The organism is Pseudomonas sp. NPDC077649 (assembly GCF_044542855.1).
GTDB lineage: Bacteria > Pseudomonadota > Gammaproteobacteria > Pseudomonadales > Pseudomonadaceae > Aquipseudomonas.
On record NZ_JBITVF010000006.1, the window covers coordinates 84,799 to 109,462 of the forward strand.

Below are 24,664 nucleotides of genomic sequence, written 5' to 3' on the forward strand. Positions count from 1 at the left end.
CGGTTCTCCTCGGCTATGGGACTGGCGAATGCGGCGTCCGGCGTTCAGCCGTCGATGCGCAGGGCATCGGCGTCGACGCCGCGCACGCCGCGGATATTGCGGGCGATGTCCACCGCCAGGCGCTTCTCGGCGCTGCTCAGCACGCTGCCGCGCAGGCTGACGAAACCATCCTCGGTGCTCACCGCGATGTTCAGCGCATCCAGGTTGCGGCTGTAGACGAAGCTGGCCTTGACCTTGCTGGTGATCCAGCCGTCGCTGATCGCCTCGCGCGCCTCCTCGGCGGCCACTTCGATCTCGCTGGCGCTGCTGTCGGCGGTGCTGATGCTGAGGTGGTTGAACACCTCGCGCACGCCGTCGGTATTGCCCGCCAGCTGGCCGGCCAGCTCCTTGGCCGCCGGGGTCTGCGCGTGGCCGCTGAGGGTGATCGCGCCGTTCTGGCTCTTGACCTGGATGTCCAGGCCGCGGGTGTTGCTGTTCCACAACAGCTTGGACTTCACCGTGGCCGCCAGGCTGGCGTCCTCCAGGCGCTGCACCAGGCCCGGCGGCTCGCCCTCGGCGGTAGCGGCGTCGACCTCGATGCGGTTGTCCACCGCCTCGATCCCCTCGACGCTCAGCGCCACCTGCTCGGCCAGCTCCTTCTGCACCGCGCTCTCCACCCGACCCTCGAGGCGGGCCCGACCGTCTTCCACGGCGATGTCGAGGCGGAACGGGTTGAGGTGACGATTGAGGGCGAAGGCGGTCCAGATCGAGCCTTCCTGGCGCGCCGCCGCGAGCTGCTGGCTCAGCTCGGTCTCGGCGGCATGGCTGGCCAGCGGCGTCAGGCTCAGCAGCAGGGCGGTACTGCCGGCCAGCATCAGAGTCTTGAACGGGGGCATGGCGGGGGGCCTCGGCAAGTCGATCGTTACCTGGACTTTCGCAAGCCCTATGCCAGCGTTCTCACCCCAAACAAAATCAATAAAAACAAATACTTAGACAATATCGAAGAATCTCATCGGCATGCAGGCTGCAGGGTCGCGGCGAAATCGCCGTGCAACTTGCATGATTTTTCCCTGACTAATGCCACACACCCAGTCAGATGGAGCACGACGATGGCAGATTCAGGACACAGCGGGCGCATCCTCCTGGTCGACGACGAGGCGGCGATCCTGCGCACCTTCCGCTACTGCCTGGAGGACCAGGGCTACGAGGTCGCCGGCGCCAGCAGCGCGGCGCAGGCCGAGGCGCTGCTGCAGCGCCAGGTGTTCGACCTGTGCTTCCTCGACCTGCGCCTGGGCGACGACAACGGCCTCGACCTGCTGGCGCAGCTGCGCGTGCAGGCGCCCTGGATGCGCGTGGTGATAGTCACCGCGCACTCGGCGGTGGACACCGCGGTGGATGCCATGCAGGCCGGCGCCGCCGATTACCTGGTCAAGCCGTGCAGCCCGGAACAGCTGCGCCTGGCTGCCGCCAAGCAGCTGGAGGTGCGCCAGCTGGCGGCGCGCCTGGAAGCCCTGGAAGACCAGGTGCGCCAACCCGGCGCCCACTTGGACAGCCGCAGCCCCGCGCTGATGGCGGTGCTGGAAACCGCGCGGCAGGTGGCCGGCACCGACGCCAATATCCTCATCCTCGGCGAATCCGGCACCGGCAAGGGCGAGCTGGCGCGCGCCATCCACGGCTGGAGCAAGCGGGCGAAGAAGGCCTGCGTGACCATCAACTGCCCCTCGCTGACCGCCGAGCTGATGGAAAGCGAGCTGTTCGGCCACAGCCGCGGCGCCTTCACCGGCGCCAGCGAGAGCACCCTGGGCCGGGTCAACCAGGCCGACGGTGGCAGCCTGTTTCTCGACGAGATCGGCGACTTCCCGCTGCCCCTGCAACCCAAGCTGCTGCGCTTCATCCAGGACAAGGAGTACGAGCGGGTCGGCGACCCGGTGACGCGCCGCGCCGACGTGCGCATCCTCGCAGCGACCAACCTCGACCTCGAACAGATGGTGGGCGAGGGGCGCTTTCGCGAAGACCTGCTGTATCGCCTCAACGTCATCACCCTGACCCTGCCGCCGCTGCGCGAGCGCAGCGAGGACGTGCTGCAGCTGGCCGAAGGCTTCCTCGCCCGCTTCGTCAGGGAATACGCCCGCCCCGTGCACGGCTTCAGCGACGCCGCGCGCGAGGCGCTGCAGGGCTACGCCTGGCCCGGCAACATCCGCGAGCTGCGCAACGTCATCGAACGCGCCAGCATCATCTGCAACGCCGAGCTGATCGAGCCCGAGCACCTCGGCCTGGGCGAGCCGGTCGAGAGCGGCGCGCCGCGCATCGGCGCCGCGCTGAGCCTGGAACAGCTGGAGAAGGCCCATATCACCGCGGTGCTGGCGACCAGCGAGACCCTCGACCAGGCCGCGCGCACCCTCGGCATAGACGCCTCGACGCTGTACCGCAAGCGCAAGCAGTTCGGCCTGTGAAGCTGCGCACCCGGCTGTTCCTCAGCGGCAGCGCGCTGCTCACCGTGGCCCTGCTCGGCCTGCTGCTGGGCATGTTCAGCGTGCTGCAGCTGACCCAGCAGCAGAGCCAGGCGATGACCCGCAACCTGCAGATCATCGACGCCAGCCTGGGCATGCGCCAGGAGCTGGGCAAGCAGGTCGGCCTGCTGCTCGCCGAGCAGCTCGACCGCGAGGCGCTGCAGGCCGCCGACGCGCGTTTGCGCCAATGGCTGCAGCAGGCCAACGCCAACGCCCGCGCCGCCGGCGACCACCAGGCCCTGGCCGAGGTGGAGCGCGCCTACGCGCGCTTCGACGCGCTGCTGGCCAAGCCGCTGACGGTGCGCCGCGAGCTGCTCAAGAGCGACGCCCTAGGCCAGGCAGAGGAAGCCCTGCGCGAACGCATCAACGCCCTGCAGAACCGCTACGTCGCCGCCGTCGACGAGGCCGAGGCGAGCACCCGCCAGCGCGCCTGGCTGATCGCCGGCCTGCTCGGCCTGATCGGCCTGGCCGTGCTGCTGATCGGCTTCGTCACCGCGCACAGCCTGGCGCAGCGCTTCGGCCGGCCGATCGAGGCGCTGGCGCGCGCCGCCGACCAGATCGGCCAGGGCGACTTCCAGGTCACCCTGCCGCTCTCGCCGCTGCCGGAAATGGCCGCCCTGAGCCGTCGCTTCGGCCTGATGGCCGAGGCCCTGCGCCAGTTCCAGGCGACCAACGTCGAGGCCCTGGTCGGCCAGCAGCGGCGCCTGCAGGCGGTGCTCGACAGCATCGACGACGGCCTGCTGATCCTCGACCGCCAGGGCCGCCTGGAGCACGGCAACCCGGTGGCGCAGCGTCAGCTGGGCTGGGACGCGGTGCCCAGGGGCCAGTCGCTCGGCCAGGCGCTGCAGCGGGCGGACCTGGACGAGCAGCTGCAGCTGGTGCTGGCCGGGGTCAGCCCGCAGCGGGCGCCGGACGACCTGGCCATCGAGGCCGCCGGCGAGACCCGCCTGCTGGCCTACAGCCTGACCCCGGTGTGCCACGAGCAGGGGCCGCTGCTCGGTGCGGTGATGGTGCTGCGCGACGTCACCGAGCAGCGCGCCTTCGAGCGCGTGCGCCGCGAGTTCGTCCTGCGCGCCTCGCACGAGCTGCGCACCCCGGTCACCGGCATGCACATGGCCTTCGCCCTGCTGCAGGAACGCCTGCACTTCGCCGCAGGCAGCCGCGAGGCCGACCTGCTGCGCACCGTCGACGAGGAGATGCAGCGCCTGCTGCGCCTGATCAACGACCTGCTGAATTTCTCCCGCTACCAGAACGGCCTGCAGCAGCTGGAACTGGCGCCCTGCGACGCCGCCGAACGCGAGATCGACCTGGGCCTGGAGCTGCACGAGCCGCTGCCGCGCCTGCGCGCCGACCGCCTGCAGCTGGAGCGGGTGCTGGACAACCTGCTCGGCAACGCGCTGCGCCACAGCCACCCGGGCGGGCAGATCCGCCTGCAGGCGCGGCGCCTGGACGAACGCCTGATCCTCGGCGTCGAGGACGACGGCGAAGGCATCGCCTACGGCCAGCAGACGCGCATCTTCGAGCCCTTCGTCCAGGTCGGCCGGCGCAAGGGCGGCGCCGGCCTGGGCCTGGCGTTGTGCAAGGAGATCGTCCAGCTGCACGGCGGGCAGATCGCCGTGCAGTCGCAACCGGGGCGCGGCAGCCGCTTCTACCTGGCCCTGCCGCTGTAGCCGCCCTCGCCGCAGGGGGCGCCGCGCGCACCGGCAGCGCCGTGCATGGCGCCCGCTACCCGGCCGTCTGCTGGTTGAGCACCAGCAGGCGCGCGGCGGTTTCCGCATCCGGCTGGCCGGCGTAGTCGGCCGGGCGGTACTTCATCTGGAAGGCGGCGATGACGTTGCGCGTGGCCTGGTCCAGCTCGCCGTGCTGCGGCACCGCGTAGCCCTGGCGCGCCAGCTGCTCCTGGAACCACTGCACGCTGGGCGGGCTGGCGGCGAACAGCGCCTGCTGGCGCGCCACCGCCGCCTCGTCCGGCCAGGGCAGCAGGCCCTCGTCGGCCAGGCGCTTCCAGGGAAACAGCGGGCCCGGGTCGACCTTGCGCTGCGGCGCCACGTCGCTGTGGGCGATGATCGCGCCCGGCGGTAGCTGGTGACGCTGCACGATGTCCTTGAGCAGCACGATCAGCCTGTCGATCTGCTGCGGGGCGAAGGGCTGCCAATAGCGACCGGCCGGGGTCTCGTAGTAGCCCTGGTTGACCAGCTCGATGCCGATGGTCGAGGCGTTGAGCCAGGTGCGCCCCTGCCACTCGCTGACGCCGACGTGCCAGGCCCGGCGATTCTCATCCACCAGACGGTAGATGGTCGGCGGCGCGTCGCCGATCAGGTAATGGCTGCTCACCTCAGTCTCGGTGAGCAGCTTGAGCGAGCGCGCCAGGTCGGTGGAGGTGTAGTGCAGCACCACGTACTGCACGCGGCTGTTCTGCCCCGTTGCGGTGTGGCTGTCGTCGATGCGCAGCCCAGCGCTGCAACCGGCGAGCAAGGCAAGAACGAGACTAAGGCAGAGAGACTTCATGCGTGACCGAATACGCTTTGCAGGTTGTCCAGCAACATGTCGACGCTGAGCATGATCAGCAGCATGCCCATCAGTCGTTCCACCGCCGTCAACCCGCGGGTTCCGAGAAACCGCTGCAGGAACGAGGCCTGCAGCAGAATGAATGCCGTCGCCGCCCAGGCCAGCAGCAGCGCCAGGTAGAGCTCCCAGAGCGGCCCGGTATGGGTGTTGCGCAGGGTCATCAGCACCGCCAGGGCCGAGGGCCCGGCCACCGCCGGGGTGGCCAGCGGCACCAGCATCGGCTCGCCATCCGGCACGTCGCCGAGCAGGCCCTGCGGACTGGGGAAGATCAGGCGCATGGCGATGACGAACAGGATGATACCGCCGGCGATGGCGGTTGCCTCGCGCGACAGGCCCAGGCTGCTGAGGACTTTGTCACCAAAGGTGAGAAACAGCAGCAGCAGGGCCAGGGCGAACAGCAGCTCGCGCGCGGCGATCCAGATCCGGCGGCGCGGCTCGACGTTCTTCAGCGCGGCGATGTAGATGGCGATATTGCCGAAGGGGTCGGTGACCAGAAAGATCAGCACGGCGATGCTGAAGATATCCATGGGCGTCTCCAGTGGGTCAGGCAGATAGTCTAGGGCCTGGCTGGGCTTCGCCGCGAGCCGGCGCGGCAGTCAGATTGCAGCGAAGAGACCGCAGGCGATGCCTTTGTGACCGGAATTGTCGAAATCGTATCGAGAAACACCACTCGTAAGAATGTATACAAAGTAGTAGCCAAAATAATAAAAATTTGTCTACATTGACCGGACAAGAACAACAGCGAGTAGCCTCACCATGACGTCCACCCCCACCAGCGCTCCTGCCCCGCGTCCCGAGGACGAGAATCTCGGCATCGGCGCCAATCTCCTCTATGGCTTGCAACACGTGCTGACCATGTATGGCGGCATAGTCGCGGTGCCGCTGATCGTCGGCCAAGCGGCCGGGCTGTCGCCCGCCGACATCGGCCTGCTGATCGCCGCCTCACTGTTCGTCGGCGGCGCCGCCACCCTGCTGCAGACCCTCGGCCTGCCGTTCTTCGGCTGTCAGCTGCCGCTGGTGCAGGGCGTGTCCTTCGCCAGCGTCGCCACCATAGTCGCCATAGTCGGCGCCAATGGCGGCGAAGGCGGCCTGCCGGTGGTGTTCGGCGCAGTGATAGGCGCGGCGCTGATCGGCCTGCTGATCACGCCGATCTTCTCCAAGATCACCAAGTTCTTCCCGCCACTGGTGACCGGCATCGTCATCACCACCATCGGCCTGACCCTGATGCCGGTGGCCGCGCGCTGGGCCATGGGCGGCAACAGCCAGGCCGCGGACTTCGGCAGCATGGCCAATATCGGCCTGGCTGCCTTCACCCTGGCCACCGTGCTGCTGCTGAGCAAGGTCGGCAGCGCCACCATCTCGCGCCTGTCGATCCTGCTGGCCATGGTGATCGGCACCCTGGTGGCCCTGGCCTTCGGCATGGCCGACTTCTCCAAGGTCGGCGCCGGCCCGGTACTGGCCTTCCCCACGCCGCTGCATTTCGGCATGCCGGTGTTCGAGCTGGCGGCGATTATTTCGATGTTGATCGTGGTGATGGTGATCCTGGTGGAAACCTCGGCCGACATCCTCGCCGTCGGCGACATCATCGACACCAAGGTCGACTCCAAGCGCCTCGGCAACGGCCTGCGTGCGGACATGATCGCCAGCGCGGTGGCGCCGCTGTTCGGCTCCTTCACCCAGAGCGCCTTCGCCCAGAACGTCGGCCTGGTCGCCGTCACCGGGGTCAAGAGCCGCTATGTGGTGGCCACCGGCGGGCTGATCCTGGTCACCCTCGGCCTGCTGCCGATCATGGGTCGGATCATCGCCGCAGTGCCCACCTCGGTGCTCGGCGGCGCCGGCGTGGTGCTGTTCGGCACCGTGGCCGCCAGCGGCATCCGCACCCTGGCCAAGGTCGACTACCGCAACAACATGAACCTGGTGATAGTCGCCACCTCGATCGGCTTCGGCATGATCCCCATCGCCATGCCGAGCTTCTACCACCACTTCCCGGCCTGGTTCGAGACCATCTTCCACTCCGGCATCAGCTCGGCGGCGATCATGGCGATCCTGCTCAACCTGCTGTTCAACCACTTCACCGCCGGCAACTCGGACCAGCAGTCGGTGTTCGTCGCCGGCACCGAGCGCAGCCTGCGCTACCGCGACATCGCCGCCCTGCACGACGGCGACCATTTCGTCGGCGGCAAGCTGTACGACGCGCAGGGCCAGGAAGTGCCGCTGCTGGAAGAAGAGGACGTACACGGCCAGCCGCAGCCCCGGCGCCAGGCGGCGTTGGCGGAGCACTGAGGGGCAACGCGTCTCAGCCCAGTTCGATGCGGTTGCGCCCGCCGGCCTTGGCTCGATACAGGGCCTGGTCGGCGCGCTCGAACGCCGCCTCGGCGGTTTCCTCGCCACGGAATTCGGCGAGCCCGGCGGAGAGGGTGATGGTCACCGGCTCGCCCTTGAAGTGAAAGGGGCAGGCCTCGATGGCCGTGCGCAGGGTCTCCAGCAGCTGCACGCCGCCGTCCAGCGGCGTCGCCGGGATCAGCAGGACGAACTCCTCGCCGCCGTAACGGGCGATGAAGTCGGTCTTGCGCAGGCGCTTGTGCAGTTCGCCGGCGATGATCTTCAGCACCCGGTCGCCGGCCAGGTGACCGTAGCTGTCGTTGATCCGCTTGAAATGGTCGACGTCGAGCACCGCCAGCAGCAGCTCGCCGCCGTAGCGCAGGCGGCGCGCCGTCTCCAGCTCCAGGCGCTCGCTCCAGGCGGCACGGTTGGGCAGGCCGGTCAGCGGGTCTAGCAGGGACTTCTGCCGCTGCTCCTCGATGTGCTCGCGAAACTGCTGGGCCTCGCGTTCCATCTCGGCGACCCGCTGCACCAGGCTCTGCAGGCGCTGGGCCACCTCGGCCTCGCGGCCGTCACGCTGGCGCTGGTGGCTGCTGACGGTCTGCAGCAGACCGTCCAGACGCTGCTCCAGGGCCTGCTTGAGCGCATCCAGATCCGCCGCGCTCTGCACGCTGTGCTGCAGGCCGCTGACCTGCTCGCGCAATTGCCGGTCGAAGTCGCGCGCGCTCTCGACCGATTCGCTGTAGCCCTCGTGCGCCTCGCTCAGGGTGCCGATAAAGGCCGCCAGGCGCTCGTTGAGCTGCTTGAGGTAACCGGCGAATTCGCGCTGGCCGCTGTCGCTCACCGCCAACACCAGCACCGCCAGGTCGTCCAGCACCGGCACCAGCTCGTACCAGTTGAGCCCGCCCTGCACCCGTTGGCGCAGCGCCTCGCCCTGCGGTTGGTGACGCGCCGGCAGCTCCAGCTCGGCGAGCAGGCCCAGCAGGCTCTCGGCGATATGCGGCGCCACCGCGCTGTAGCCGGGCTCGCTGCCGGGCAGGGCGAAACGCTGCGTCTCGTCCTCGCCCTGCGCCAGCAACCCCGGCGGCAGCGGCAGGCTGTCCAGCGCCGGCAGCGGCGCCGCGGTCGGCGGCGCAGAAGGCGCGCTGGCGCCAGGCACCTGCGCCACCTCGACCAGCGGCGACGTCGCATGCGCCGGCTCGCTCGCCTCACCGGCGCCACCAGCCTCGCCGCGGCGGCCGAACAGCCGCTGCAGCAGGCCGGGCTGCTCGGCCGCCGGCGTGCGCAGCACCTCCAGCGCCTGCCCCTGCAGGCTGCTCAGCTGGCTGAGCAGCGCCGGCAGCTGATGCGTCTGGCCGCTGGCCTCGTGCAACTGCTTGGCCAGCGTCTTCAGTGCCTTGCGTACCTCGCGCGGCGGTTGCAGCTGCTGCAACTGTTCGACCAGTCGGGTCAGCGCCGCGGTGGCCTCGCCGGCGCGCTGCTGGCGACGCAGCTCGGAATCCAGCACGGCCTTCTCCAGGCGCGGGATCAGGCCGCCGAGCGCCGCGTCCATGTCGTCGCGGCGGAGGATGTCGCGCATCTCCTGCATGCACTGGTCGACCGCCTTGTCCGCCCCCTCGGCGGCCAGGCTGCTGCGCACCAGGCCGCGGCGCAGCAGGTCGAGGCGCAACTCCCAGCGCCGTTCGAGCCTTTCCTGTTGCTCCAGGCTGCTCAGGTACTTGTCTTTCCAGCGTTGCGCGTCATCGCTCATACGGCCTGCTTATCCACGGGAGGGCGCCTTCAGCATAGGCGTTTGGCCACTACTCTGAGCGCGCGGCAAACGGATTTCCACGGCCACCGGCAGGTGGTCGGAGATCGGCTGGCTGAGCACGTCGACCCGCCCCAGTTCGAGCCCCGGGCTGAGCAGGATATGGTCGAGGCAGCGCTGCGGCCGCCAGCTGGGGAAGGTCGCCTGAACCTGCGGCGCGATCAGGCCAAGGTCGCGCAGCGGCGAGTTCTCCAGCAGGTCGCTGGCGTGGGTGTTCATGTCACCCATCAGCACCAGGTGGCGGAACTCGCCGACCCGCTCGCGGATGTAGGCCAGTTGCCGGGTACGGGTGCGCGGGCCGAGGGCCAGGTGCATCATCACCACCCCCAGCGCCTGCTCGCCCTCGCCCAGGCGCAGGAAGATCGCCCCGCGCCCCGGCGGGCCGGGCAGCGGATGATCCTCCAGCAGGGTCGGACGCAGACGGCTGAGCACGCCGTTGCTGTGCTGGGCGAGACGCCCGAGGTTGCGGTTGAGCTGCTGGTACCAGTAGGGAAACGCGCCCTGCTGGGCCAGGTACTCGACCTGATTGACGTAGCCGGAACGCAGGCTGCCGCCGTCGACCTCCTGCAATGCCACCAGGTCGAAATCGGCGAGCAGGTCGCCGATGCGCTGCAGGTTGCCGCTGCGCCCGGCATGCGGCAGCAGGTGCTGCCAACTGCGGGTCAGGTAGTGATGGTAACGCTGGGTGTTGATGCCGACCTGGACGTTGAAGCTGAGCAGGCGCAGCAGGCCGTCGGCGGGCCATTGGGCATCAGCGGCGCAATGCGGGTTGACCTGTGGATCGCACAGGCCAACCGCGCGGGTCTGTCGCCAGCGGCGCAGCATGGTCGGCGCCAGCGGCCGCTCAGAGCGCGGCGCGCTCCTTGGCGATCAGGTGGTCGGCGACCTTCAGGGTCTGTTCCGGACCACCCGCCGAGCCGATGTCGAAGCGGTACTTGCCGCCGACGATCATTACCGGCACGCCGGTGACCTGGTAGGCCATGGCCAGCTTCTTGGCCTTCTCCATCTGGCCTTTGACGGCGAAGGAGTTGAAGGTCTTGAGGAAGGCGCCGCGATCCACGCCCTGGGTGGCGACGAAGTCGGCGAATTCCTCGGCGGAGGCCAGCTTCTTCTTCTCCTGGTGGATGGCGTTGAACACGGCGTCATGCACCTTCTGCTCGACCTTCATGCTTTCCAGGGTGATGAACGCCTGGCCATGCACGTTCCAGATGCCGCCGAACAGCGCCGGGATGCGCACGAAGTTGACGTCTTCCGGCAGTTCCTCGACCCAGGGGTTGAGCGTGGCCTCGAACTGGTAGCAATGCGGGCAGCCGTACCAGAACAGCTCCACCACCTCGATCTGGCCGGGCTTGGACACCGGCACCGGGCTCTTCAGCTCGACGTACTGCTGGCCGGCGACGGGCTCGGCATGGGCGGCGACGCCGAACAGGCTGCTGAGGGCCAGAGCGGCGCCGAAAATCAGGTTACGCATGGAGTACTCCTTGGAGGTAGGCATCGCCTCATGGCGAATCGCTACTAAGACCGACCGCCACCGGGCAGGTTCCGGCCATTGTAGCCGCGGCGCAGACGAAAAAGGGTGGCCGTGGCCACCCTTTGTCTTACCAACTGCAACAGTGGTCGCTTAGAACAACTTCTTAGTGCAGACCCTGGATAAAGCTGGAAACCGCCTCGATATCCTTGTTGCTCAGCTTGGCCGCGATGGCGCGCATGATCATCGCGTCGCCGTCGTTGGTGCGGTTGCCTTCGCGGAAGTCGGTCAGCTGCTTAGCCACGTAGGTGGCATGCTGGCCGCCCAGCTGCGGGAAGCCCGCGGCATCCAGGCCGGCGCCGTTCGGCGAGTGGCAACCGGTGCAGGCCGGCATGCCTTCTTCCAGCTTGCCGCCGCGGAACAGCGCTTCGCCGCGCTCGACCAGCTTAGGATCGGCGGCGCCGACGCTCATCTGCTGGCTGGCGAAGTAAGCGGCGATGTCGGCCATGTCCTGGTCGCTGAGGTTATCCAGCATGCCGGTCATCTCGACCACCTGGCGGTTGCCGGACTTGATGTCGTGCAGCTGCTTGAGCAAGTAGCGCTCGCCCTGACCGGCCAGCTTGGGGAAGTTTGGCGCGGGGCTGTTGCCATCGGCGCCATGGCAGGCGCCACAGACAGCGACTTTGCCCTGACCGGCTGCGGCATCGCCGGCAGCCTGTGCCAGGCCGGTGAGGCCCAGGGTCAACAGCAGACTCACGAGTACTTTGTTCATCAGCTAATCCAACTACGGCTAAGAGAGATAAGGGTTATCGGCCGGGTCCACTCATTCGGTCATCAGCTTGATGACCGCCTGGTAGTCCTCCGCCGTGCAGTCCATGCACAACCCGCGGGGCGGCATGGCATTCAAACCATTGGTGACGCTCTGTACCAGTGCATCCATGCCCTTGGCCAGACGCGGTTCCCAGGCGGCCTTGTCGCCTTTTTGCGGGGCCGTGGGAATCTGCCCGTTATGGCAAACGCCACAGGCACGGTCGTACACGGCTTGCGGATCCTGGGCGGCATGGCCGTTGAAGGACAGCAGGGTTACGGCAGCCGCGAGCAGCATTTTCTTCATCAGATCTACCTCATCAGGGAGGGGAACGTTCTGCTTTCTAGCGAGCAGCCTGGTTAATCGTTCCCGGCAATCGGGTTCCTGCGGGTGGGACAAAGCGCACACAAAATCTGCGGCATTATATACTGGCAACGCTGAAACGGAAACGACGCCGCTTGCCGCGCCACCTGGCGTGCCGCAGGTGCGCGGAAATGTCGCAAGTCCCCGAACGCCAGCTGGCGAGTGCGGGGCGCCCACCGGATACCCCCATGCTCCCGAAGAACCCCATCATCGGTCTGTGCCAGCAGGCCAGCTTCCTCATCAGTGCCGCCAAGGTCGACCAGTGCCCCGAGGACAGCGGCCTGGAAGTGGCCTTCGCCGGCCGCTCCAACGCCGGCAAGTCGAGCGCGCTGAACACCCTGACCCACGCCAGCCTGGCGCGCACCTCGAAGACCCCGGGGCGCACCCAGCTGCTCAACTTCTTCCGCCTGGACGACGAGCGCCGCCTGGTCGACCTGCCCGGCTACGGCTACGCCAAGGTGCCGATCCCGCTCAAGCAGCACTGGCAGAAGCACCTGGAGGCCTACCTGGGCAGCCGCGAGAGCCTCTGCGGCCTGGTGCTGATGATGGACATCCGCCACCCGCTGACCGAATTCGACCGCATGATGCTGGACTGGTCGGTGGCAAGCGGCATGCCCCTGCACATCCTGCTGACCAAGGCCGACAAGCTGGCCTTCGGCGCGGCGAAGAACGCCCTGCTCAAGGTACAGCAGGAAATCCGCAAGCAGTGGGGCGATGGCATCGGCATCCAGCTGTTCTCGGCGCCCAAGCGCATGGGCGTGGAAGAGGCGCAGCTGGTGTTGGCCGGCTGGCTCGATCTGCTGCCGGAAGAGGATGAAGAAGGCGCCCAGGAGGCCTGACGCTTAGGCTGCGCCAGGCGCACCGAGAGACGAGTCGTCATGAGCGCGCAAGCTCCCTCTCCCGCCCTTCGGGCACCCTCGGCTTGGGCATCCTGCGTCGCTCCAACTCCTGCCTCCCTGCAGTCGTCTCCCGGAGAGCAGGCCGCAAGCGGGCACTTTTCTACAGGCAAAAAAAACCCCGAGCTTCGTATGGGGAGGGAGAAGTTCGGGGTTTAAGGTCTGAACCGCTAGGGCGGGGTTCAGATGTCTGCCAACACTTAACACAACATAGGAGCATTGAAAGGCTTAACGGCCATTCAAGAACTCTGACCGGGCGCCTTCGCGGAAAGTTCATCCTTTTTTTAAAAACCATTCGCAATAACCAGCGACCTGCTGATTCCCTGGAGCCTTGTTCGTGGGAGCGCCGACCGCCCCTCGCCGGTGCGCAGCGCACCCCACGCCCGGTCGGCGACTCCCCTCAGTGCGCCTCGTCCCAGTTGGCGCCGACGCCCACTTCCACCAGCAGCGGCACGTCCAGTTCCGCCGCGCCGCCCATCAGCGCCTTGATCTGCGCGCCGACCTCCTCGACCAGTTCCTCGCGCACTTCCAGCACCAGCTCGTCGTGCACCTGGAGGATGATCCGCGCGTCGATGCCGCTGTCCTGCAGCCAGGCGTCCACGGCGATCATCGCGCGCTTGATGATGTCCGCCGCGGTGCCCTGCATCGGCGCGTTGATCGCCGCGCGCTCGGCGCCCTTGCGCATGGCCTGGTTCTGCGCGTGGATTTCCGGCAGGTACAGGCGGCGGCCGAAGACGGTTTCCACATAACCCTGCTCGGCGGCCTGCGCGCGGGTGCGTTCCATATAGCTCAGCACGCCGGGATAGCGGGCGAAGTAACGGTCGATATAGGCCTGCGCCTGCTTGCGGTCGACGTCGATCTGCTTGGCCAGACCGAAGGCGCTCATGCCGTAGATCAGGCCGAAGTTGATCGCCTTGGCCTTGCGCCGCTGATCGCTGCTCACCTCCTCCAGCGCCACGCCGAACACCTCGGCGGCAGTGGCCTTGTGCACGTCGCGGTCGTGGCGGAAGGCATCCAGCAGGCCTTCGTCCTTGGCCAGGTGGGCCATGATGCGCAGCTCGATCTGCGAGTAGTCGGCCGCCAGCAGCCGGTAGCCCTTGGGCGCGACGAAGGCCTGGCGGATGCGCCGCCCTTCGGCGGTGCGGATCGGGATGTTCTGCAGGTTCGGATCGCTCGACGACAGCCGGCCGGTGGCCGCCACCGCCTGGTGGTAGCTGGTGTGGATGCGCCCGGTGCGCGGGTTGATCTGGTCCGGCAGCTTGTCGGTGTAGGTGCTCTTGAGCTTGCTTAAGCTACGGTACTGCATCAGCACCTTGGGCAGCTCGAAGTCCTGCTCGGCCAGTTCCGCGAGCACCGCCTCGGCGGTGGACGGCTGGCCCTTGGCGGTCTTGCTGATCACCGGGTAGCCGAGCTTTTCGTAGAGGATCACGCCGAGCTGCTTGGGCGAGGCCAGGTTGAATTCCTCGCCGGCGATGGCGAACGCCTCGCGCTCCAGTTCTACCAGCTTGTCGCCCAGCTCGACGCTCTGCTCGCCGAGCAGCTTGGCGTCGACCAGTGCGCCGTTGCGCTCGATGCGCGCCAGCACCGGCACCAGCGGCATCTCGATTTCGCGCAGCACCTTGGCCAAGGACGGCACGGCTTCGAGCCGGCGCCACAGTTCCTGGTGCAGGCGCAGGGTGACGTCGGCGTCCTCGGCGGCGTAGGGGCCGGCCTGTTCCAGGGCGATCTGGTCGAAGGTCAGCTGCTTGGCGCCCTTGCCGGCGATGTCCTCGAAACGGATGGTGCTGTGATTGAGGTACTTCAGCGCCAGGCTGTCCATGTCGTGGCGGGTGGCGGTGGAATCCAGCACGTAGGATTCGAGCATGGTGTCGAAGGCCACGCCCTGCACGGCAATCGGCGGCGTCGCGTTGGCCAGGACGTTGATGTCGTACTTGGCGTGCTGGCCGACCTTGGCCTTGGCCGGGTCTTCGAGGATCGGCTTGAGCGCGTTCAAGACCTGGTCGCGGTCGAGCTGCTGCGGCACGCCCATATAGCTGTGCGCCAGCGGAATATAGGCGGCCTCGCCGGCCTTGACCGCGAAAGACAGGCCGACCAGTTGCGCTTGCTGGGCGTCGACGCTGGTGGTCTCGCTGTCGAAGGCGATCAGCTCGGCCTGCTCCAGCTTGTTCAGCCAGGCGTCGAACTGCGCCTGTTCCAGCACCAGCTGGTAGTCGCCGGCACTCGGCGGCAGCGCTTCGGCGACGTCCTCGGCGCTGTCGCTGGCCGGCTCGGCGAACAGGTCGCCGGCCGGGGCCGCGGCCTTGGCCGCCAGGTGCTTGTTCTGCCGCAGCAGCTCGTCGAGCCAGTTCTTGAATTCCAGCTCGCCGTACAGCTCGACCAGCGCCGCCTGATCCGGCTCGCCCGGGTGCAGGTCGTCGATGGCGATGTTCAGTTCGACGTCGGTCTTGATGGTGGCGAGCTGGTAGGACAGGTAGGCCATATCGCGGTGTTCTTCGAGCTTGGCCGGCAGGCTCTTGGCACCGCGAATCGGCAGCTCGGGCACCTTGTCGAGGTTGGCGTAGAGCACGTCGAGGCCACCACCGACGCCGACCAGCAGGCCCAGGGCAGTCTTCTCGCCGACCCCGGGCACCCCGGGGATGTTGTCGACCTTGTCGCCCATCAGCGCCAGGTAGTCGATGATCAGCTCGGGACCGACACCGAATTTCTCTTTCACGCCATCGGCATCGTAGACGCTTCCGGTCATGGTATTGACCAGCGTAACGTGCGGGCAGACCAGCTGGGCCATGTCCTTGTCGCCGGTGGAGATCACCACGTCGCGTTTCTCGCCGGCGGCCTGACGGGCCAGGGTGCCGATCACGTCGTCGGCCTCCACCCCTTCCACGCACAGCAGCGGCAGGCCGAGGGCGCGCACGCTGGCGTGCAGCGGCTCGACCTGCACACGCAGCTCGTCCGGCATGGACGGGCGGTTGGCCTTGTATTCGGCGAACAGCTCGTCGCGGAAGGTGCCGCCCTTGGCGTCGAAGACCACGGCGAAGGGGCTGTTCGGATACTGCTTGCGCAGGCTCTTGAGCATGTTCAGCACGCCCTTGACCGCCCCGGTGGGCAGGCCCTTGGAGGTGGTCAGCGGCGGCAGGGCGTGGAAGGCGCGGTACAGGTAGGAGGAACCGTCGACCAGGATCAGCGGGGCTTGGCTCATGAGCGGGATCAACCTTTTCGGCGGGTGCGGCGCTAGAATGACCGCATCATTGAAATCAAGGAGCAAGGTTACCATGGGTACAGTCAAACGCCTTTTGCTGGTCGGCCTGCTGGCTTGCGCCCCCCTCGCCGCGCATGCCGAAGATCCGGTTTCCGGCGACCCGGATGTGACCATCCGCCAGGACGGCGACCGCACCATCCAGGAATACCGGGTCAACGGTTTTCTCTACGCGATCAAGGTCATTCCGAAAAACGGCAAACCCTACTTCCTGGTTCGCGCCGACGGCAGCGACGGCAACTTCATACGTTCGGACGATCCGGACATGCTGATCCCTTCCTGGGAAATCTTTAGCTGGTAAGGCAATTAAGGTCTGATATGTCGGTATTCACCCCCCTGGAACGTCACGAGCTCGAAGTCTTCCTGGCGCCCTACGGGCTCGGCCGGTTGCGCGACTTCCAGGGCATCGCCGCGGGTAGCGAAAACAGCAACTTCTTCGTCAGCCTGGAGCAGGGCGAGTACGTCCTGACCCTGGTCGAGCGCGGCCCGGTGGCCGACCTGCCGTTCTTCATCGAACTGCTCGACGTGCTCCACGACGCCGGTCTGCCGGTGCCCTACGCCCTGCGCACGGAAGATGGCCAGGCGCTGCGCAGCCTGGCGGAAAAACCCGCGCTGCTGCAGCCGCGCCTGGCCGGCAAGCACGTGCACGCGGCCAACGCCCACCATTGCCAGGAGGTCGGCAGCCTGCTGGCGCGTATCCACCTGGCCACCCGCGAGCAGCCGCTGGAGCGGCGCAGCGACCGCGGCCTGGACTGGATGCTGGCCGAGGGCCCGAGCCTGGCGCTCAGGTTGCCGGAAGCGGAGCTGCCGCTGCTGCGCGACGCGCTGGCCGAGATCGCCGCGCTGAAAGCCCGCATCCTCGCCCTGCCGCGGGCCAACCTGCATGCCGACCTGTTCCGCGACAACGTGCTGTTCGACGGCAACCATCTGGCCGGGGTGATCGACTTCTACAACGCCTGCTCGGGGCCGATGCTCTACGACCTGGCGATCTGCCTGAACGACTGGTGCTCGCACGAGGACGGCAGCCTGGACGGCCCTCGCGCCCGCGCGCTGCTCGGCGCCTATGCCGCGCTGCGGCCTTTCACGGCTGCCGAGGCCGAGCTGTGGCCGGCCATGCTGCGCATCGCCTGCGTGCGCTTCTGGCTGTCGCGGCTGATCGCCGCCGAGTCCTTCGCCGGGCAGGAGGTGTTGATCCACGATCCGGGCGAGTTCCAGCGCCGCCTGGCGCAGCGCCAGCGGGTCGAGCTGGCGCTGCCGTTCGCCTTGTAGGGTGGATCACGCTTCACCGATCCACCAGAACGTTATCGGCTATAGCCCCCTCTGGCGCCGAAGTGGTGGATGCAAACGCCTCATCCACCCTACGCAGACACGGGCGTACCGTTAACTGCCGGACACCAGCCCCGGCAGCTGCTCGGCCAGCTTGGCGTTGTTGATCGGCGCGCGGACAAAGCCGCGCTGGGTACCGTCCGGGCCGATGATCACCAGGTTGCCGCTGTGATCGACGGTGTAGTTGTCCTTGCTGGTGTCGGCGGGGATATAGGGGATGCTCACCGCGTTGGCGAACTTCTGCAGCGTCGCTTCCTCGCCGGTCAGGCCGACGAAGCCGGCATCGAAATAGGCCAGGTACTTCTTCAGCTGCTCCGGGGTGTCGCGCTTGGGGTCGACGCTGACCAGCACCAGGCGCAGCCGCGCGCGGGTTTCCTCGGGCAACTGGCCCTGCAGCTGGCGCAGCTGAGCGAGGGTGGCCGGGCAGATGTCCGGGCAGAAGGTGTAGCCGAAGAACAGCAGGCTCCACTGCTCCTTGAGCTGATCCACCGCCACCTCGGCGCCGTCCTGGTCGGTCAGGGTCAGCGCCGGCAGGCTGCGGCTCTGCGGCAGCAGCACGATGCCGGCGTCGAGCAGCGCGGTGGGGTCGCCCTGACCCTTGGCGGTCAGCACCTTGTTGACGGTGAGCCCCAGCACCAGGGCGACGATGGCGACGAGGACGAAGACGGTGATCTGGGTGCGGGTCATGACAGCCTTTAGATGTTCAGCAGCAGGTAGTGGTCCGCCAGCAGGGCGATGAACAGCAGGAACAGGTACCAGATACTGTACTTGAAGGTGTTGATCGCCGCGTGCGGTTTGCTGTCACGGTACAGCACCCAGGCCCAGTGCAGGAAGCGCCCGCCCAGCAGCAGCGCGCAGACCAGGTAGAGCGGCCCGCTCATGTGGATGGCGTAGGGCAGCAGGGTCACCGCGAACATCACCAGGGTGTAGAGCAGGATGTGCACCTTGGTGTAGTGCTCGCCGTGGGTCACCGGCAGCATGGGGATATCCGCCTTGGCATATTCGGCCTTGCGGTGGATGGCCAGAGCCCAGAAGTGCGGCGGGGTCCAGGCGAAGATGATCAGCACCAGCAGCAGCGGCTCGGCGGACATATGCCCGGTCACCGCCACCCAGCCCAGCAGCGGCGGTGCGGCGCCGGCCAGGCCGCCGATGACGATGTTCTGCGGCGTGGCGCGCTTGAGAAAGCCGGTGTAGATCACCGCGTAGCCGAGCAGGGAGGCCAGGGTCAGCCAGGCCGCCAGGGCGTTGGTGAACAGCAGCAGCAGGGCCATGCCTGCCACGGCCAGGAGCAGGGCGAAGCTCAGCGCCGCCACCGGCGAGACCCGCCCGGCGGTGACCGGGCGCTTGTGCGTACGCGCCATGATCGAGTCGATGCGCCGGTCCACCACATGGTTGACCGCCGCCGCGGCCCCGGCGCACAGGCCGATGCCGAGGTTGCCGAACACCAGCACGGTCCAGGGCACGCCGGCGCGGGTGGCGAGGAACATGCCGACCATCGAGGTGATCAGCATCAGCAGCACCACCTTGGGCTTGGTCAACTCCAGGTAGTCGCGCCAGCTGGCGTGTTCGGAGTGAGCTCGCAGCACTGTAGCCATGGAGTGTCTCCTTGTAGTTGTCAGACGCCTTGCCCGTGCGGAACACGGCTGGACGTTGCGGGAGGTTGTAGATGGGCGGCCAATGCCGACAGCGGCGCTCGCAAACGGTAGTTGACCAGCACCAGGCTCAGCAGCAGGGCCGCACCGCCGGCGTTGTGCGCCACGGCCACCAGCAGCGGCAGGTGGAAGATCACGTTGCTGATGCCCAGGCCGACCTGCAGCGCCAGCGCTAGCAGTAGCAGGCCGGCCAGGCGCGGCAGGCCGGCGGCCTTGAGCCGCCAGGTCAGCAGCAGCAGGGCCAGGCTGACGATCAGTGCGCCGATGCGGTGGCTCATATGGATGGCGGTGCGCGCGTCGCTGTCGAGCTGCCCGCCCAGGTAGTTGGGGCCGATATGCTGGGTCAGGTGAAAACCGTTGGCGAAATCCATCGCCGGCCACCACTCGCCGTGGCAGGTGGGCAGGTCGACGCAGGCCACCGCCGCATAGTTGGAGCTGACCCAGCCGCCCAGGGCGATCTGCCCGATCACCAACAGCAGGCAGGCCGCCGCCAGGGCCCGCAGACGCGCCGGCAGCTGCAGCGGGGCGAAGCGCCCGGACAGGCGCAGGCACAGCAGCGCCAGCAGACTGAGGGTGGCGAAACCACCGAGCAGGTGCGCGGTGACCACCTGCGGCCAGAGCTTGAGGGTCACCGTCCACATGCCGAAGGCGCCCTGCAGTATCACCAGCGCCAGCAGCGCCAGCGGCAGCTTCAGCGGCTGGCCCGGCTCGCCGCGGCGGCGCAGCGCCTGCACCGCCAGGCCGAGGATGACCAGGCCGAGGGCGCCGGCGAAGTAGCGGTGGATCATCTCGTACCAGCCCTTGGCCACCTCCACCGGCGCCTCGGGGAACCGCGCCTCGGCCAGGGCCAACTTGTGCTCGCTCATCGGCACGCCGAGGAAGCCGTAGCAGCCGGGCCAGTCCGGGCAGCCCAGGCCGGCGTGAGTCAGCCGGGTATAGGCGCCGAGCAGCACCACCACGGCGGCCAGCAGGGTGGCGCACAGGGCGAGGCGGTAACCGGGTTTGCGCATCGTCGATCCTTAGCAGGCAGGCGCCTGCGGGTCAGCCTCAACCGATTTGGGAAATCTTCAGCAGGTAGCGCAGGTCGTCGAGAATCGCCTTGCCATCGCTGCCGGCCGGGTAACGCAGCACCAGGTTGCCGTGCGGGTCGACCAGCCACAGCCAGGCGCCGGGCAGGGCCTCGGTGGCCCGCTGGTAGGCCTGGCGATCCAGTCCGTAGCGGCCCAGTTGCGGGTACTCGCGGTCGAGCAGCGCGGCGTAGTCGGCCGTCAGCGCGGCGCCCGCCGCCAGGCCATGGCTGGCGCGGAGGATTTCGCGGTTGAGGCCGATCTGGATCTGCCGCGCCAGGTAGACCAGTTGCTGGCAGTCGGCGGCGCAGGCATCGGGGGCGGTGACCAGGATCTGCCAGCGCGGCGCCAGCTCGCCCTGCACGCCGAGGTCGGCGAGGGTCTGTCCGGTGCCGACCAGCACGCCGTGGTAGCTGCGCGTCTCCGGCACCCAGAACCGCCACTGGTACATGGCACTGGCCAGCAGCATGGGGCCGATGGCAATGGCCAGCAGCAACAGCAGTTGCCAGCGGCCGCGCCCCTTGCGCGGCGTCTCAGGCAGGGCGATGGCTGGGTTCATGACGACTCTCCCGTGCGTTGTGTATTCCAAGATAGATGAACAGGCCGAGCAACGCCGCGGCCAGGGCGAACCATTGCACGGCATAGCCGGTGTGTTTGTCCGGGCTCATGGCCACCACCGGCCAGTCCACCCGGTAGCTGGCCGGGCCCGGCTCCAGGCGCGCCTCGAAGGGCAGGCCGCCGCGACCGAGCTGGCGCCACAGCGCATCGACCTCGACCGCGCCGATCAGCCGCGGCCAGCCTTGCGCCGGCGCCGCGCCCGCCAGCTGCAGGCCGCCGCCCGGCGGCAGGTAGACCCAGGCGGTCAGGGCCAAGGCATCCTCGGGGGTGGCGAACTGCGGCGGCCGGCGCCGATCCGGCCAGGGCAGCCAGCCGCGGTTGAGCAGCACCCAGAGGCCGCTGGCCTGGTCGTAGAAGGGTTGCAGCAGCTCCACGCCGACGCGGCCGTCGCGCATGCGGTTGTCCAGCAACAGGCTGTGCGCGGCGTCGAACTGGCCGTACAGGCGCACGCGCCGGTAGGCCGGGTCGCGGCTGCGCTCGAGCCGATCGAGGCCGAGCGGCGTGGCCTGGCGGCGGTCCTCGAAGCTGGCCAGCAGGGCGCGCTTGTCCTCGGCGCGCTGCAACTGCCAGGTGCCCAGGCCGAGCAACCCGGGCAGCAGCAGGGCCACCAGCAGGCTGGGCAGCCAGCCGGGACGAAAGGCGCTCATGCGGCCTCCCCACGGACAAGGTGCTGGCTGGCTATACTGCAATACATCGCCCACTCCCCCGGAGTCTCGCATGCTCAAGGCCGCGATCGTCCTCATGCTGCTGGCCACCCTGGTCAGCCTGTTCAGCGGCCTGGTCTTCCTGGTCAAGGACGAGGGCCGTGGTTCCCGCGTGGTCAACGCCCTGACCGTCCGTGTCGGGCTGACCGCCATCACCGTCGCCCTGGTCGCCTGGGGCTTCTACTCGGGGCAACTGGTGTCTCATGTCAGCTGGTAGCGGCAGCCTCTAGCTGCCGCTTGAAACCTGTGGCGTGCCGCTGCCTCAAAGCACATAGACGAAGACGAACAGCCCCAGCCAGACCACATCGACGAAGTGCCAGTACCAGGCGGCGGCCTCGAAGCCGAAGTGCTGGTCGGCGTCGAAGTGCCCGCGCAGGATGCGCACCAGCATCACCGTGAGGATGATCGCGCCGAGGGTCACATGGGCGCCGTGGAAGCCGGTGAGCATGAAGAAGGTGGCGCCGTAGATGCCCGAGCCGAGGGTCAGGCCCAACTCGGTGTAGGCCTCGATGTATTCCTCGATCTGGAAGAACAGGAACACCGCGCCGAGCAGAATGGTGGCCGCCAGCCAGGCCTTGAGCGGGCCGCGCCGGTTCTTCTTCAGCGCGTGGTGGGCGAAGGTCACGGTGAAGCTGGAGCTCACCAGCAAGATGGTGTTGATCAGCGGCAGGTGCCAGGGGTCGATCACCGCCGTCGGCGGCGGGAACAGCTTGGAGTCGGGGTTCTGCAGCAGCGGCCAGCTGTACTCGAAGCCTTCCCAGAGCATGTTGGTCACGCCCTTGTCGCCCTCGCCGCCGAGCCAGGGCCCGGCGAAGGTGCGGATATAGAACAGGGCGCCGAAGAAGGCGGCGAAGAACATCACCTCGGAGAAGATGAACCAGCTCATGCCCCAGCGGAACGAGCGATCCATCTGCGCGCTGTACAGGCCGCCGCGGCTCTCCTTGATCACGTTGCCGAACCAGCCGAACAGCATCCAGGCCAGGATCAGGCCGCCGACGAAGAAGATCAGCGGGCCATTGGAGCCGTCGCGGCCGGCGCTCATGTCGTTGAACCAGGTGCCCACGCCGTAGACGCTGACCAGCATGCCGAGGGTGGCGATGATCGGCCACTTGCTCTGCGCGGGGACGTAGTAGTTTTCGTGATTCTCGTGACTCGACATTGTTGTTCTCCTTATGGAGCCTGCGCCACGGGCGGCTTGCGCGCGGTGATATCGAACAGGGTGTAGCCCAGGGTCAGGTGCTTGACGTCCTGCGGCAAATCTCTATCGACGATAAAGCGCACCGGCATCTCGATGCGCTCGCCCGGCTGCAGCACCTGCTGGGTGAAGCAGAAGCATTCGGTCTTGTGGAAGAAGGCCGCCGCCTTGGACGGCGACACGCTGGGAATGGCCTGCGCGGTCATCGGCTCGCTGCTCGGGTTGTAGGCGACGAACAGCATGTCGCGCGGCTCGCCGGGGTGCACCAGGATCTCATCGGCCTGCGGGCCGAACTCCCAGACCATGCCGGCGGCGTTGGTGGCGAGGAACTGCACGCGCACCTGGCGCGCCGCGTCCACCCGCTGCTCGCCCTGGTAGGCGCCGGCGGTCTTGCCGTTGATGCCGAACACCTTGCACATGGCGTCGTAGAACGGCGGCAGGACGAACACGCCGAAGCAGAACATCGCCACCACCACCAGCAGCAGGCGTACGACCAGACGACGGGTGCCGATCACTTCGCTCACGGCCGGCCTCCTACTTCACGTCGGGCGGCGTGCTGAAGGTGTGATAGGGCGCCGGCGAGGGCACCGTCCACTCCAGCCCCTCGGCGCCGTCCCAGGGCTTGGCCGGGGCCGGTTTGCCGCCGCGGATGCACTTGATGACGATGAACAGGAACAGCAGCTGGGTGGCGCCGAACATGAAGGCGCCGATGGACGAGACCATGTTGAAGTTGGCGAACATCATGTTGTAGTCGGGAATGCGCCGCGGCATGCCGGCCAGGCCGACGAAGTGCATGGGGAAGAACGCCAGGTTCATGCCGACGAAGCTCATCCAGAAATGCAGCTTGGCCAGGGTCTCGTCGTACATGTGCCCGGTCCACTTCGGCAGCCAGTAGTAGGCCGAGGCGAAGATGCCGAAGATCGCCCCGGGCACCAGCACGTAATGGAAGTGCGCCACCACGAAGTAGGTGTCGTGGTACTGGAAGTCCGCCGGGGCGATGGCCAGCATCAGCCCGGAGAAGCCGCCGATGGTGAACAGGATGACGAAGGCCACCGAGAACAGCATCGGCGCTTCGAAGGTCATCGAGCCCTGCCACATGGTGCTGGCCCAGTTGAACACCTTCACCCCGGTGGGCACGGCGATCAGCATGGTGGCGTACATGAAGAACAGCTCGCCGGTCAGCGGGATGCCGACGGTGAACATATGGTGCGCCCAGACGATGAACGACAGGAAGGCGATGGAGGCGGTGGCGTAGACCATCGAGGTGTAGCCGAACAGCGGCTTGCGGGCGAAGGCCGGGATGATCGAGCTGACCGCGCCGAACGCCGGCAGGATCATGATGTACACCTCGGGGTGGCCGAAAAACCAGAACACGTGCTGGAACAGCACCGGGTCGCCGCCGCCGGCGGCGTTGAAGAAGCTGGTGCCGAAGTGCACGTCCATCAGCATCATGGTCACGCAGCCGGCCAGCACCGGCATCACCGCGATCAGCAGGAAGGCGGTGATCAGCCAGGTCCAGACGAACAGCGGCATCTTCATCAGGGTCATGCCGGGGGCACGCAGGTTGAGGATGGTGGCGATCACGTTGATCGCGCCCATGATCGAGCTGATGCCCATCAGGTGCACGGCGAAGATGAAGAAGGTCACCGACTCCGGTGCGTAGGTGGTCGACAGCGGCGCGTAGAAGGTCCAGCCGAAGTTGGGCCCGCCGCCCTCCATGAACAGCGTGCTGATCAGCAGGCCGAAGGCCGCCGGCAGCAGCCAGAAGCTGAAGTTGTTCATCCGTGGCAGGGCCATGTCCGGCGCGCCGACCATCAGCGGGATCATCCAGTTGGCCAGGCCGACGAAGGCCGGCATCACCGCGCCGAACACCATGATCAGGCCGTGCATGGTGGTCATTTGGTTGAAGAATTCCGGCTGCACGATCTGCAGGCCGGGCTGGAACAGCTCGGCGCGGATCACCATGGCCATGGTCCCGCCGAGCAGGAACATGGCGAAGCTGAACCACAGGTACATGGTGCCGATGTCCTTGTGGTTGGTGGTCAGCACCCAGCGCATCAGGCCCTTGGCCGGGCCGTGGTGATGGTCATGCGCGGCATGGCCATGGGAATCGATCACTGCACTCATG

At 67.6% G+C, this 24,664-nt stretch carries 24 protein-coding genes; 7 read left to right on the forward strand and 17 right to left on the reverse strand.

The window, feature by feature from the left end; all coding sequences use genetic code 11:
* Window positions 1-44: 44 nt before the first annotated feature.
* Window positions 45-875: a BON domain-containing protein gene (locus ACIGFL_RS17970; protein ID WP_397498043.1), complete on the reverse strand. Its 831-nt coding sequence runs from the start codon at window positions 873-875 to the stop codon at window positions 45-47.
* Window positions 876-1,088: 213 nt separating this feature from the next.
* Between ACIGFL_RS17970 and algB the strand changes: the two genes are divergently transcribed.
* Entirely contained in the window at window positions 1,089-2,432 is a 1,344-nt protein-coding gene (gene algB, locus ACIGFL_RS17975) for a sigma-54-dependent response regulator transcription factor AlgB (protein ID WP_397498044.1), read from the forward strand.
* Window positions 2,429-4,159, forward strand: coding sequence for an ATP-binding protein (locus ACIGFL_RS17980; RefSeq protein WP_397498045.1), 1,731 nt, complete (start codon window positions 2,429-2,431; stop codon window positions 4,157-4,159). The genes algB and ACIGFL_RS17980 overlap by 4 nt, the downstream gene beginning before the upstream one ends.
* A 55-nt stretch (window positions 4,160-4,214) precedes the next feature.
* Here the strand turns inward: ACIGFL_RS17980 and ACIGFL_RS17985 are convergent, their stop codons facing one another.
* Together ACIGFL_RS17985 and ACIGFL_RS17990 are read right to left on the reverse strand one after the other, a co-directional pair.
* Window positions 4,215-4,997, reverse strand: a complete 783-nt coding sequence (locus ACIGFL_RS17985; RefSeq protein WP_122109488.1) for an N-acetylmuramoyl-L-alanine amidase — start codon at window positions 4,995-4,997, stop codon at window positions 4,215-4,217.
* Entirely contained in the window at window positions 4,994-5,584 is a 591-nt protein-coding gene (locus ACIGFL_RS17990; RefSeq protein WP_122109489.1) for a MarC family protein, read from the reverse strand. Before ACIGFL_RS17990 ends, ACIGFL_RS17985 begins: the two co-directional genes overlap by 4 nt.
* Before the next feature lie 229 nt (window positions 5,585-5,813).
* Between ACIGFL_RS17990 and ACIGFL_RS17995 the strand changes: the two genes are divergently transcribed.
* Window positions 5,814-7,340, forward strand: coding sequence for a nucleobase:cation symporter-2 family protein (locus tag ACIGFL_RS17995; RefSeq protein WP_397498046.1), 1,527 nt, complete (start codon window positions 5,814-5,816; stop codon window positions 7,338-7,340).
* Window positions 7,341-7,353: 13 nt separating this feature from the next.
* On the opposite strand, the gene ACIGFL_RS18000 is transcribed toward ACIGFL_RS17995, so the two are convergent.
* The 5 genes from ACIGFL_RS18000 to ACIGFL_RS18020 all read right to left on the reverse strand — a co-directional run bounded on the left by ACIGFL_RS18000 (window position 7,354) and on the right by ACIGFL_RS18020 (window position 11,768).
* Entirely contained in the window at window positions 7,354-9,129 is a 1,776-nt protein-coding gene (locus ACIGFL_RS18000; RefSeq protein ID WP_397498047.1) for a GGDEF domain-containing protein, read from the reverse strand.
* A gap of 9 nt (window positions 9,130-9,138) precedes the next feature.
* Window positions 9,139-10,011: an endonuclease/exonuclease/phosphatase family protein gene (locus tag ACIGFL_RS18005; RefSeq protein ID WP_021443643.1), complete on the reverse strand. Its 873-nt coding sequence runs from the start codon at window positions 10,009-10,011 to the stop codon at window positions 9,139-9,141.
* 19 nt (window positions 10,012-10,030) lie between these two features.
* On the reverse strand, window positions 10,031-10,657 hold the full coding sequence (locus ACIGFL_RS18010) for a thiol:disulfide interchange protein DsbA/DsbL (protein ID WP_397498048.1): 627 nt from the start codon (window positions 10,655-10,657) through the stop codon (window positions 10,031-10,033).
* Between the two features lie 163 nt (window positions 10,658-10,820).
* Window positions 10,821-11,426, reverse strand: a complete 606-nt coding sequence (locus ACIGFL_RS18015; RefSeq protein WP_021443641.1) for a cytochrome c — start codon at window positions 11,424-11,426, stop codon at window positions 10,821-10,823.
* Between the two features lie 51 nt (window positions 11,427-11,477).
* A complete protein-coding gene (locus ACIGFL_RS18020) occupies window positions 11,478-11,768 on the reverse strand; it encodes a c-type cytochrome (RefSeq protein WP_397498049.1) in 291 nt (96 codons plus the stop codon).
* A gap of 245 nt (window positions 11,769-12,013) precedes the next feature.
* On the opposite strand from ACIGFL_RS18020, the gene yihA reads away from it, so the two are divergent.
* Window positions 12,014-12,664 carry a ribosome biogenesis GTP-binding protein YihA/YsxC gene (gene yihA / locus ACIGFL_RS18025; protein ID WP_397498191.1) on the forward strand — a complete coding sequence of 217 codons (651 nt, stop codon included), beginning with the start codon at window positions 12,014-12,016 and terminating at the stop codon, window positions 12,662-12,664.
* A 457-nt stretch (window positions 12,665-13,121) separates the two neighbouring features.
* On the opposite strand, the gene polA is transcribed toward yihA, so the two are convergent.
* Window positions 13,122-15,917 carry a DNA polymerase I gene (gene polA, locus ACIGFL_RS18030; protein WP_397498050.1) on the reverse strand — a complete coding sequence of 932 codons (2,796 nt, stop codon included), beginning with the start codon at window positions 15,915-15,917 and terminating at the stop codon, window positions 13,122-13,124.
* A gap of 73 nt (window positions 15,918-15,990) precedes the next feature.
* On the opposite strand from polA, the gene ACIGFL_RS18035 reads away from it, so the two are divergent.
* Together ACIGFL_RS18035 and ACIGFL_RS18040 are read left to right on the forward strand one after the other, a co-directional pair.
* Window positions 15,991-16,275 (forward strand): DUF2782 domain-containing protein, encoded by a 285-nt coding sequence (locus tag ACIGFL_RS18035; protein ID WP_122109494.1) that lies wholly within the window; start codon window positions 15,991-15,993, stop codon window positions 16,273-16,275.
* A gap of 17 nt (window positions 16,276-16,292) precedes the next feature.
* Window positions 16,293-17,243: a homoserine kinase gene (locus ACIGFL_RS18040; RefSeq protein WP_397498051.1), complete on the forward strand. Its 951-nt coding sequence runs from the start codon at window positions 16,293-16,295 to the stop codon at window positions 17,241-17,243.
* A gap of 111 nt (window positions 17,244-17,354) precedes the next feature.
* On the opposite strand, the gene ACIGFL_RS18045 is transcribed toward ACIGFL_RS18040, so the two are convergent.
* The 5 genes from ACIGFL_RS18045 to ACIGFL_RS18065 are packed head-to-tail and all read right to left on the reverse strand — an operon-like array spanning window position 17,355 to window position 21,284.
* Window positions 17,355-17,987: an SCO family protein gene (locus tag ACIGFL_RS18045; RefSeq protein WP_397498052.1), complete on the reverse strand. Its 633-nt coding sequence runs from the start codon at window positions 17,985-17,987 to the stop codon at window positions 17,355-17,357.
* Window positions 17,988-17,995: 8 nt separating this feature from the next.
* Window positions 17,996-18,895, reverse strand: a complete 900-nt coding sequence (gene cyoE / locus ACIGFL_RS18050; RefSeq protein ID WP_397498053.1) for a heme o synthase — start codon at window positions 18,893-18,895, stop codon at window positions 17,996-17,998.
* Window positions 18,896-18,915: 20 nt separating this feature from the next.
* The gene (locus tag ACIGFL_RS18055; RefSeq protein WP_397498054.1) at window positions 18,916-19,962 is read right to left on the reverse strand and encodes a heme A synthase; all 1,047 of its coding nucleotides are present in this window, start codon (window positions 19,960-19,962) and stop codon (window positions 18,916-18,918) included.
* Between the two features lie 37 nt (window positions 19,963-19,999).
* Window positions 20,000-20,578: a hypothetical protein gene (locus tag ACIGFL_RS18060; protein ID WP_397498055.1), complete on the reverse strand. Its 579-nt coding sequence runs from the start codon at window positions 20,576-20,578 to the stop codon at window positions 20,000-20,002.
* Window positions 20,553-21,284: an SURF1 family protein gene (locus ACIGFL_RS18065; protein ID WP_397498056.1), complete on the reverse strand. Its 732-nt coding sequence runs from the start codon at window positions 21,282-21,284 to the stop codon at window positions 20,553-20,555. The genes ACIGFL_RS18060 and ACIGFL_RS18065 overlap by 26 nt, the downstream gene beginning before the upstream one ends.
* Window positions 21,285-21,354: 70 nt before the next feature.
* Here ACIGFL_RS18065 and ACIGFL_RS18070 point away from each other — a divergent pair, with 70 nt between their 5' ends.
* A complete protein-coding gene (locus ACIGFL_RS18070; RefSeq protein ID WP_021443181.1) occupies window positions 21,355-21,558 on the forward strand; it encodes a twin transmembrane helix small protein in 204 nt (67 codons plus the stop codon).
* A 45-nt stretch (window positions 21,559-21,603) separates the two neighbouring features.
* On the opposite strand, the gene ACIGFL_RS18075 is transcribed toward ACIGFL_RS18070, so the two are convergent.
* Genes ACIGFL_RS18075 through ctaD form a run of 3 tightly spaced genes read right to left on the reverse strand, consistent with a single transcriptional unit; the run spans window position 21,604 to window position 24,663 of the window.
* A complete protein-coding gene (locus ACIGFL_RS18075) occupies window positions 21,604-22,500 on the reverse strand; it encodes a cytochrome c oxidase subunit 3 (RefSeq protein WP_021443182.1) in 897 nt (298 codons plus the stop codon).
* 11 nt (window positions 22,501-22,511) lie between these two features.
* Window positions 22,512-23,060 (reverse strand): cytochrome c oxidase assembly protein, encoded by a 549-nt coding sequence (locus ACIGFL_RS18080; RefSeq protein WP_122109501.1) that lies wholly within the window; start codon window positions 23,058-23,060, stop codon window positions 22,512-22,514.
* 10 nt (window positions 23,061-23,070) lie between these two features.
* Window positions 23,071-24,663, reverse strand: a complete 1,593-nt coding sequence (gene ctaD, locus ACIGFL_RS18085) for a cytochrome c oxidase subunit I (RefSeq protein ID WP_021443184.1) — start codon at window positions 24,661-24,663, stop codon at window positions 23,071-23,073.
* Between the last annotated feature and the right edge of the window lies 1 nt (window position 24,664).

Bases quoted from the DNA above. Each gene is read 5' to 3' on its own strand.
- ACIGFL_RS17970 (WP_397498043.1), bottom strand. From the start codon at position 875: ATGCCCCCGTTCAAGACTCTGATGCTGGCCGGCAGTACCGCCCTGCTG.
- algB (WP_397498044.1), top strand. From the start codon at position 1,089: ATGGCAGATTCAGGACACAGCGGGCGCATCCTCCTGGTCGACGACGAG.
- ACIGFL_RS17985 (WP_122109488.1), bottom strand. From the start codon at position 4,997: ATGAAGTCTCTCTGCCTTAGTCTCGTTCTTGCCTTGCTCGCCGGTTGC.
- ACIGFL_RS17990 (WP_122109489.1), bottom strand. From the start codon at position 5,584: ATGGATATCTTCAGCATCGCCGTGCTGATCTTTCTGGTCACCGACCCC.
- ACIGFL_RS17995 (WP_397498046.1), top strand. From the start codon at position 5,814: ATGACGTCCACCCCCACCAGCGCTCCTGCCCCGCGTCCCGAGGACGAG.
- ACIGFL_RS18000 (WP_397498047.1), bottom strand. From the start codon at position 9,129: ATGAGCGATGACGCGCAACGCTGGAAAGACAAGTACCTGAGCAGCCTG.
- ACIGFL_RS18005 (WP_021443643.1), bottom strand. From the start codon at position 10,011: ATGCTGCGCCGCTGGCGACAGACCCGCGCGGTTGGCCTGTGCGATCCA.
- ACIGFL_RS18010 (WP_397498048.1), bottom strand. From the start codon at position 10,657: ATGCGTAACCTGATTTTCGGCGCCGCTCTGGCCCTCAGCAGCCTGTTC.
- ACIGFL_RS18015 (WP_021443641.1), bottom strand. From the start codon at position 11,426: ATGAACAAAGTACTCGTGAGTCTGCTGTTGACCCTGGGCCTCACCGGC.
- ACIGFL_RS18020 (WP_397498049.1), bottom strand. From the start codon at position 11,768: ATGAAGAAAATGCTGCTCGCGGCTGCCGTAACCCTGCTGTCCTTCAAC.
- yihA (WP_397498191.1), top strand. From the start codon at position 12,014: ATGCTCCCGAAGAACCCCATCATCGGTCTGTGCCAGCAGGCCAGCTTC.
- polA (WP_397498050.1), bottom strand. From the start codon at position 15,917: ATGAGCCAAGCCCCGCTGATCCTGGTCGACGGTTCCTCCTACCTGTAC.
- ACIGFL_RS18035 (WP_122109494.1), top strand. From the start codon at position 15,991: ATGGGTACAGTCAAACGCCTTTTGCTGGTCGGCCTGCTGGCTTGCGCC.
- ACIGFL_RS18040 (WP_397498051.1), top strand. From the start codon at position 16,293: ATGTCGGTATTCACCCCCCTGGAACGTCACGAGCTCGAAGTCTTCCTG.
- ACIGFL_RS18045 (WP_397498052.1), bottom strand. From the start codon at position 17,987: ATGACCCGCACCCAGATCACCGTCTTCGTCCTCGTCGCCATCGTCGCC.
- cyoE (WP_397498053.1), bottom strand. From the start codon at position 18,895: ATGGCTACAGTGCTGCGAGCTCACTCCGAACACGCCAGCTGGCGCGAC.
- ACIGFL_RS18055 (WP_397498054.1), bottom strand. From the start codon at position 19,962: ATGCGCAAACCCGGTTACCGCCTCGCCCTGTGCGCCACCCTGCTGGCC.
- ACIGFL_RS18060 (WP_397498055.1), bottom strand. From the start codon at position 20,578: ATGAACCCAGCCATCGCCCTGCCTGAGACGCCGCGCAAGGGGCGCGGC.
- ACIGFL_RS18065 (WP_397498056.1), bottom strand. From the start codon at position 21,284: ATGAGCGCCTTTCGTCCCGGCTGGCTGCCCAGCCTGCTGGTGGCCCTG.
- ACIGFL_RS18070 (WP_021443181.1), top strand. From the start codon at position 21,355: ATGCTCAAGGCCGCGATCGTCCTCATGCTGCTGGCCACCCTGGTCAGC.
- ACIGFL_RS18075 (WP_021443182.1), bottom strand. From the start codon at position 22,500: ATGTCGAGTCACGAGAATCACGAAAACTACTACGTCCCCGCGCAGAGC.
- ctaD (WP_021443184.1), bottom strand. From the start codon at position 24,663: ATGAGTGCAGTGATCGATTCCCATGGCCATGCCGCGCATGACCATCAC.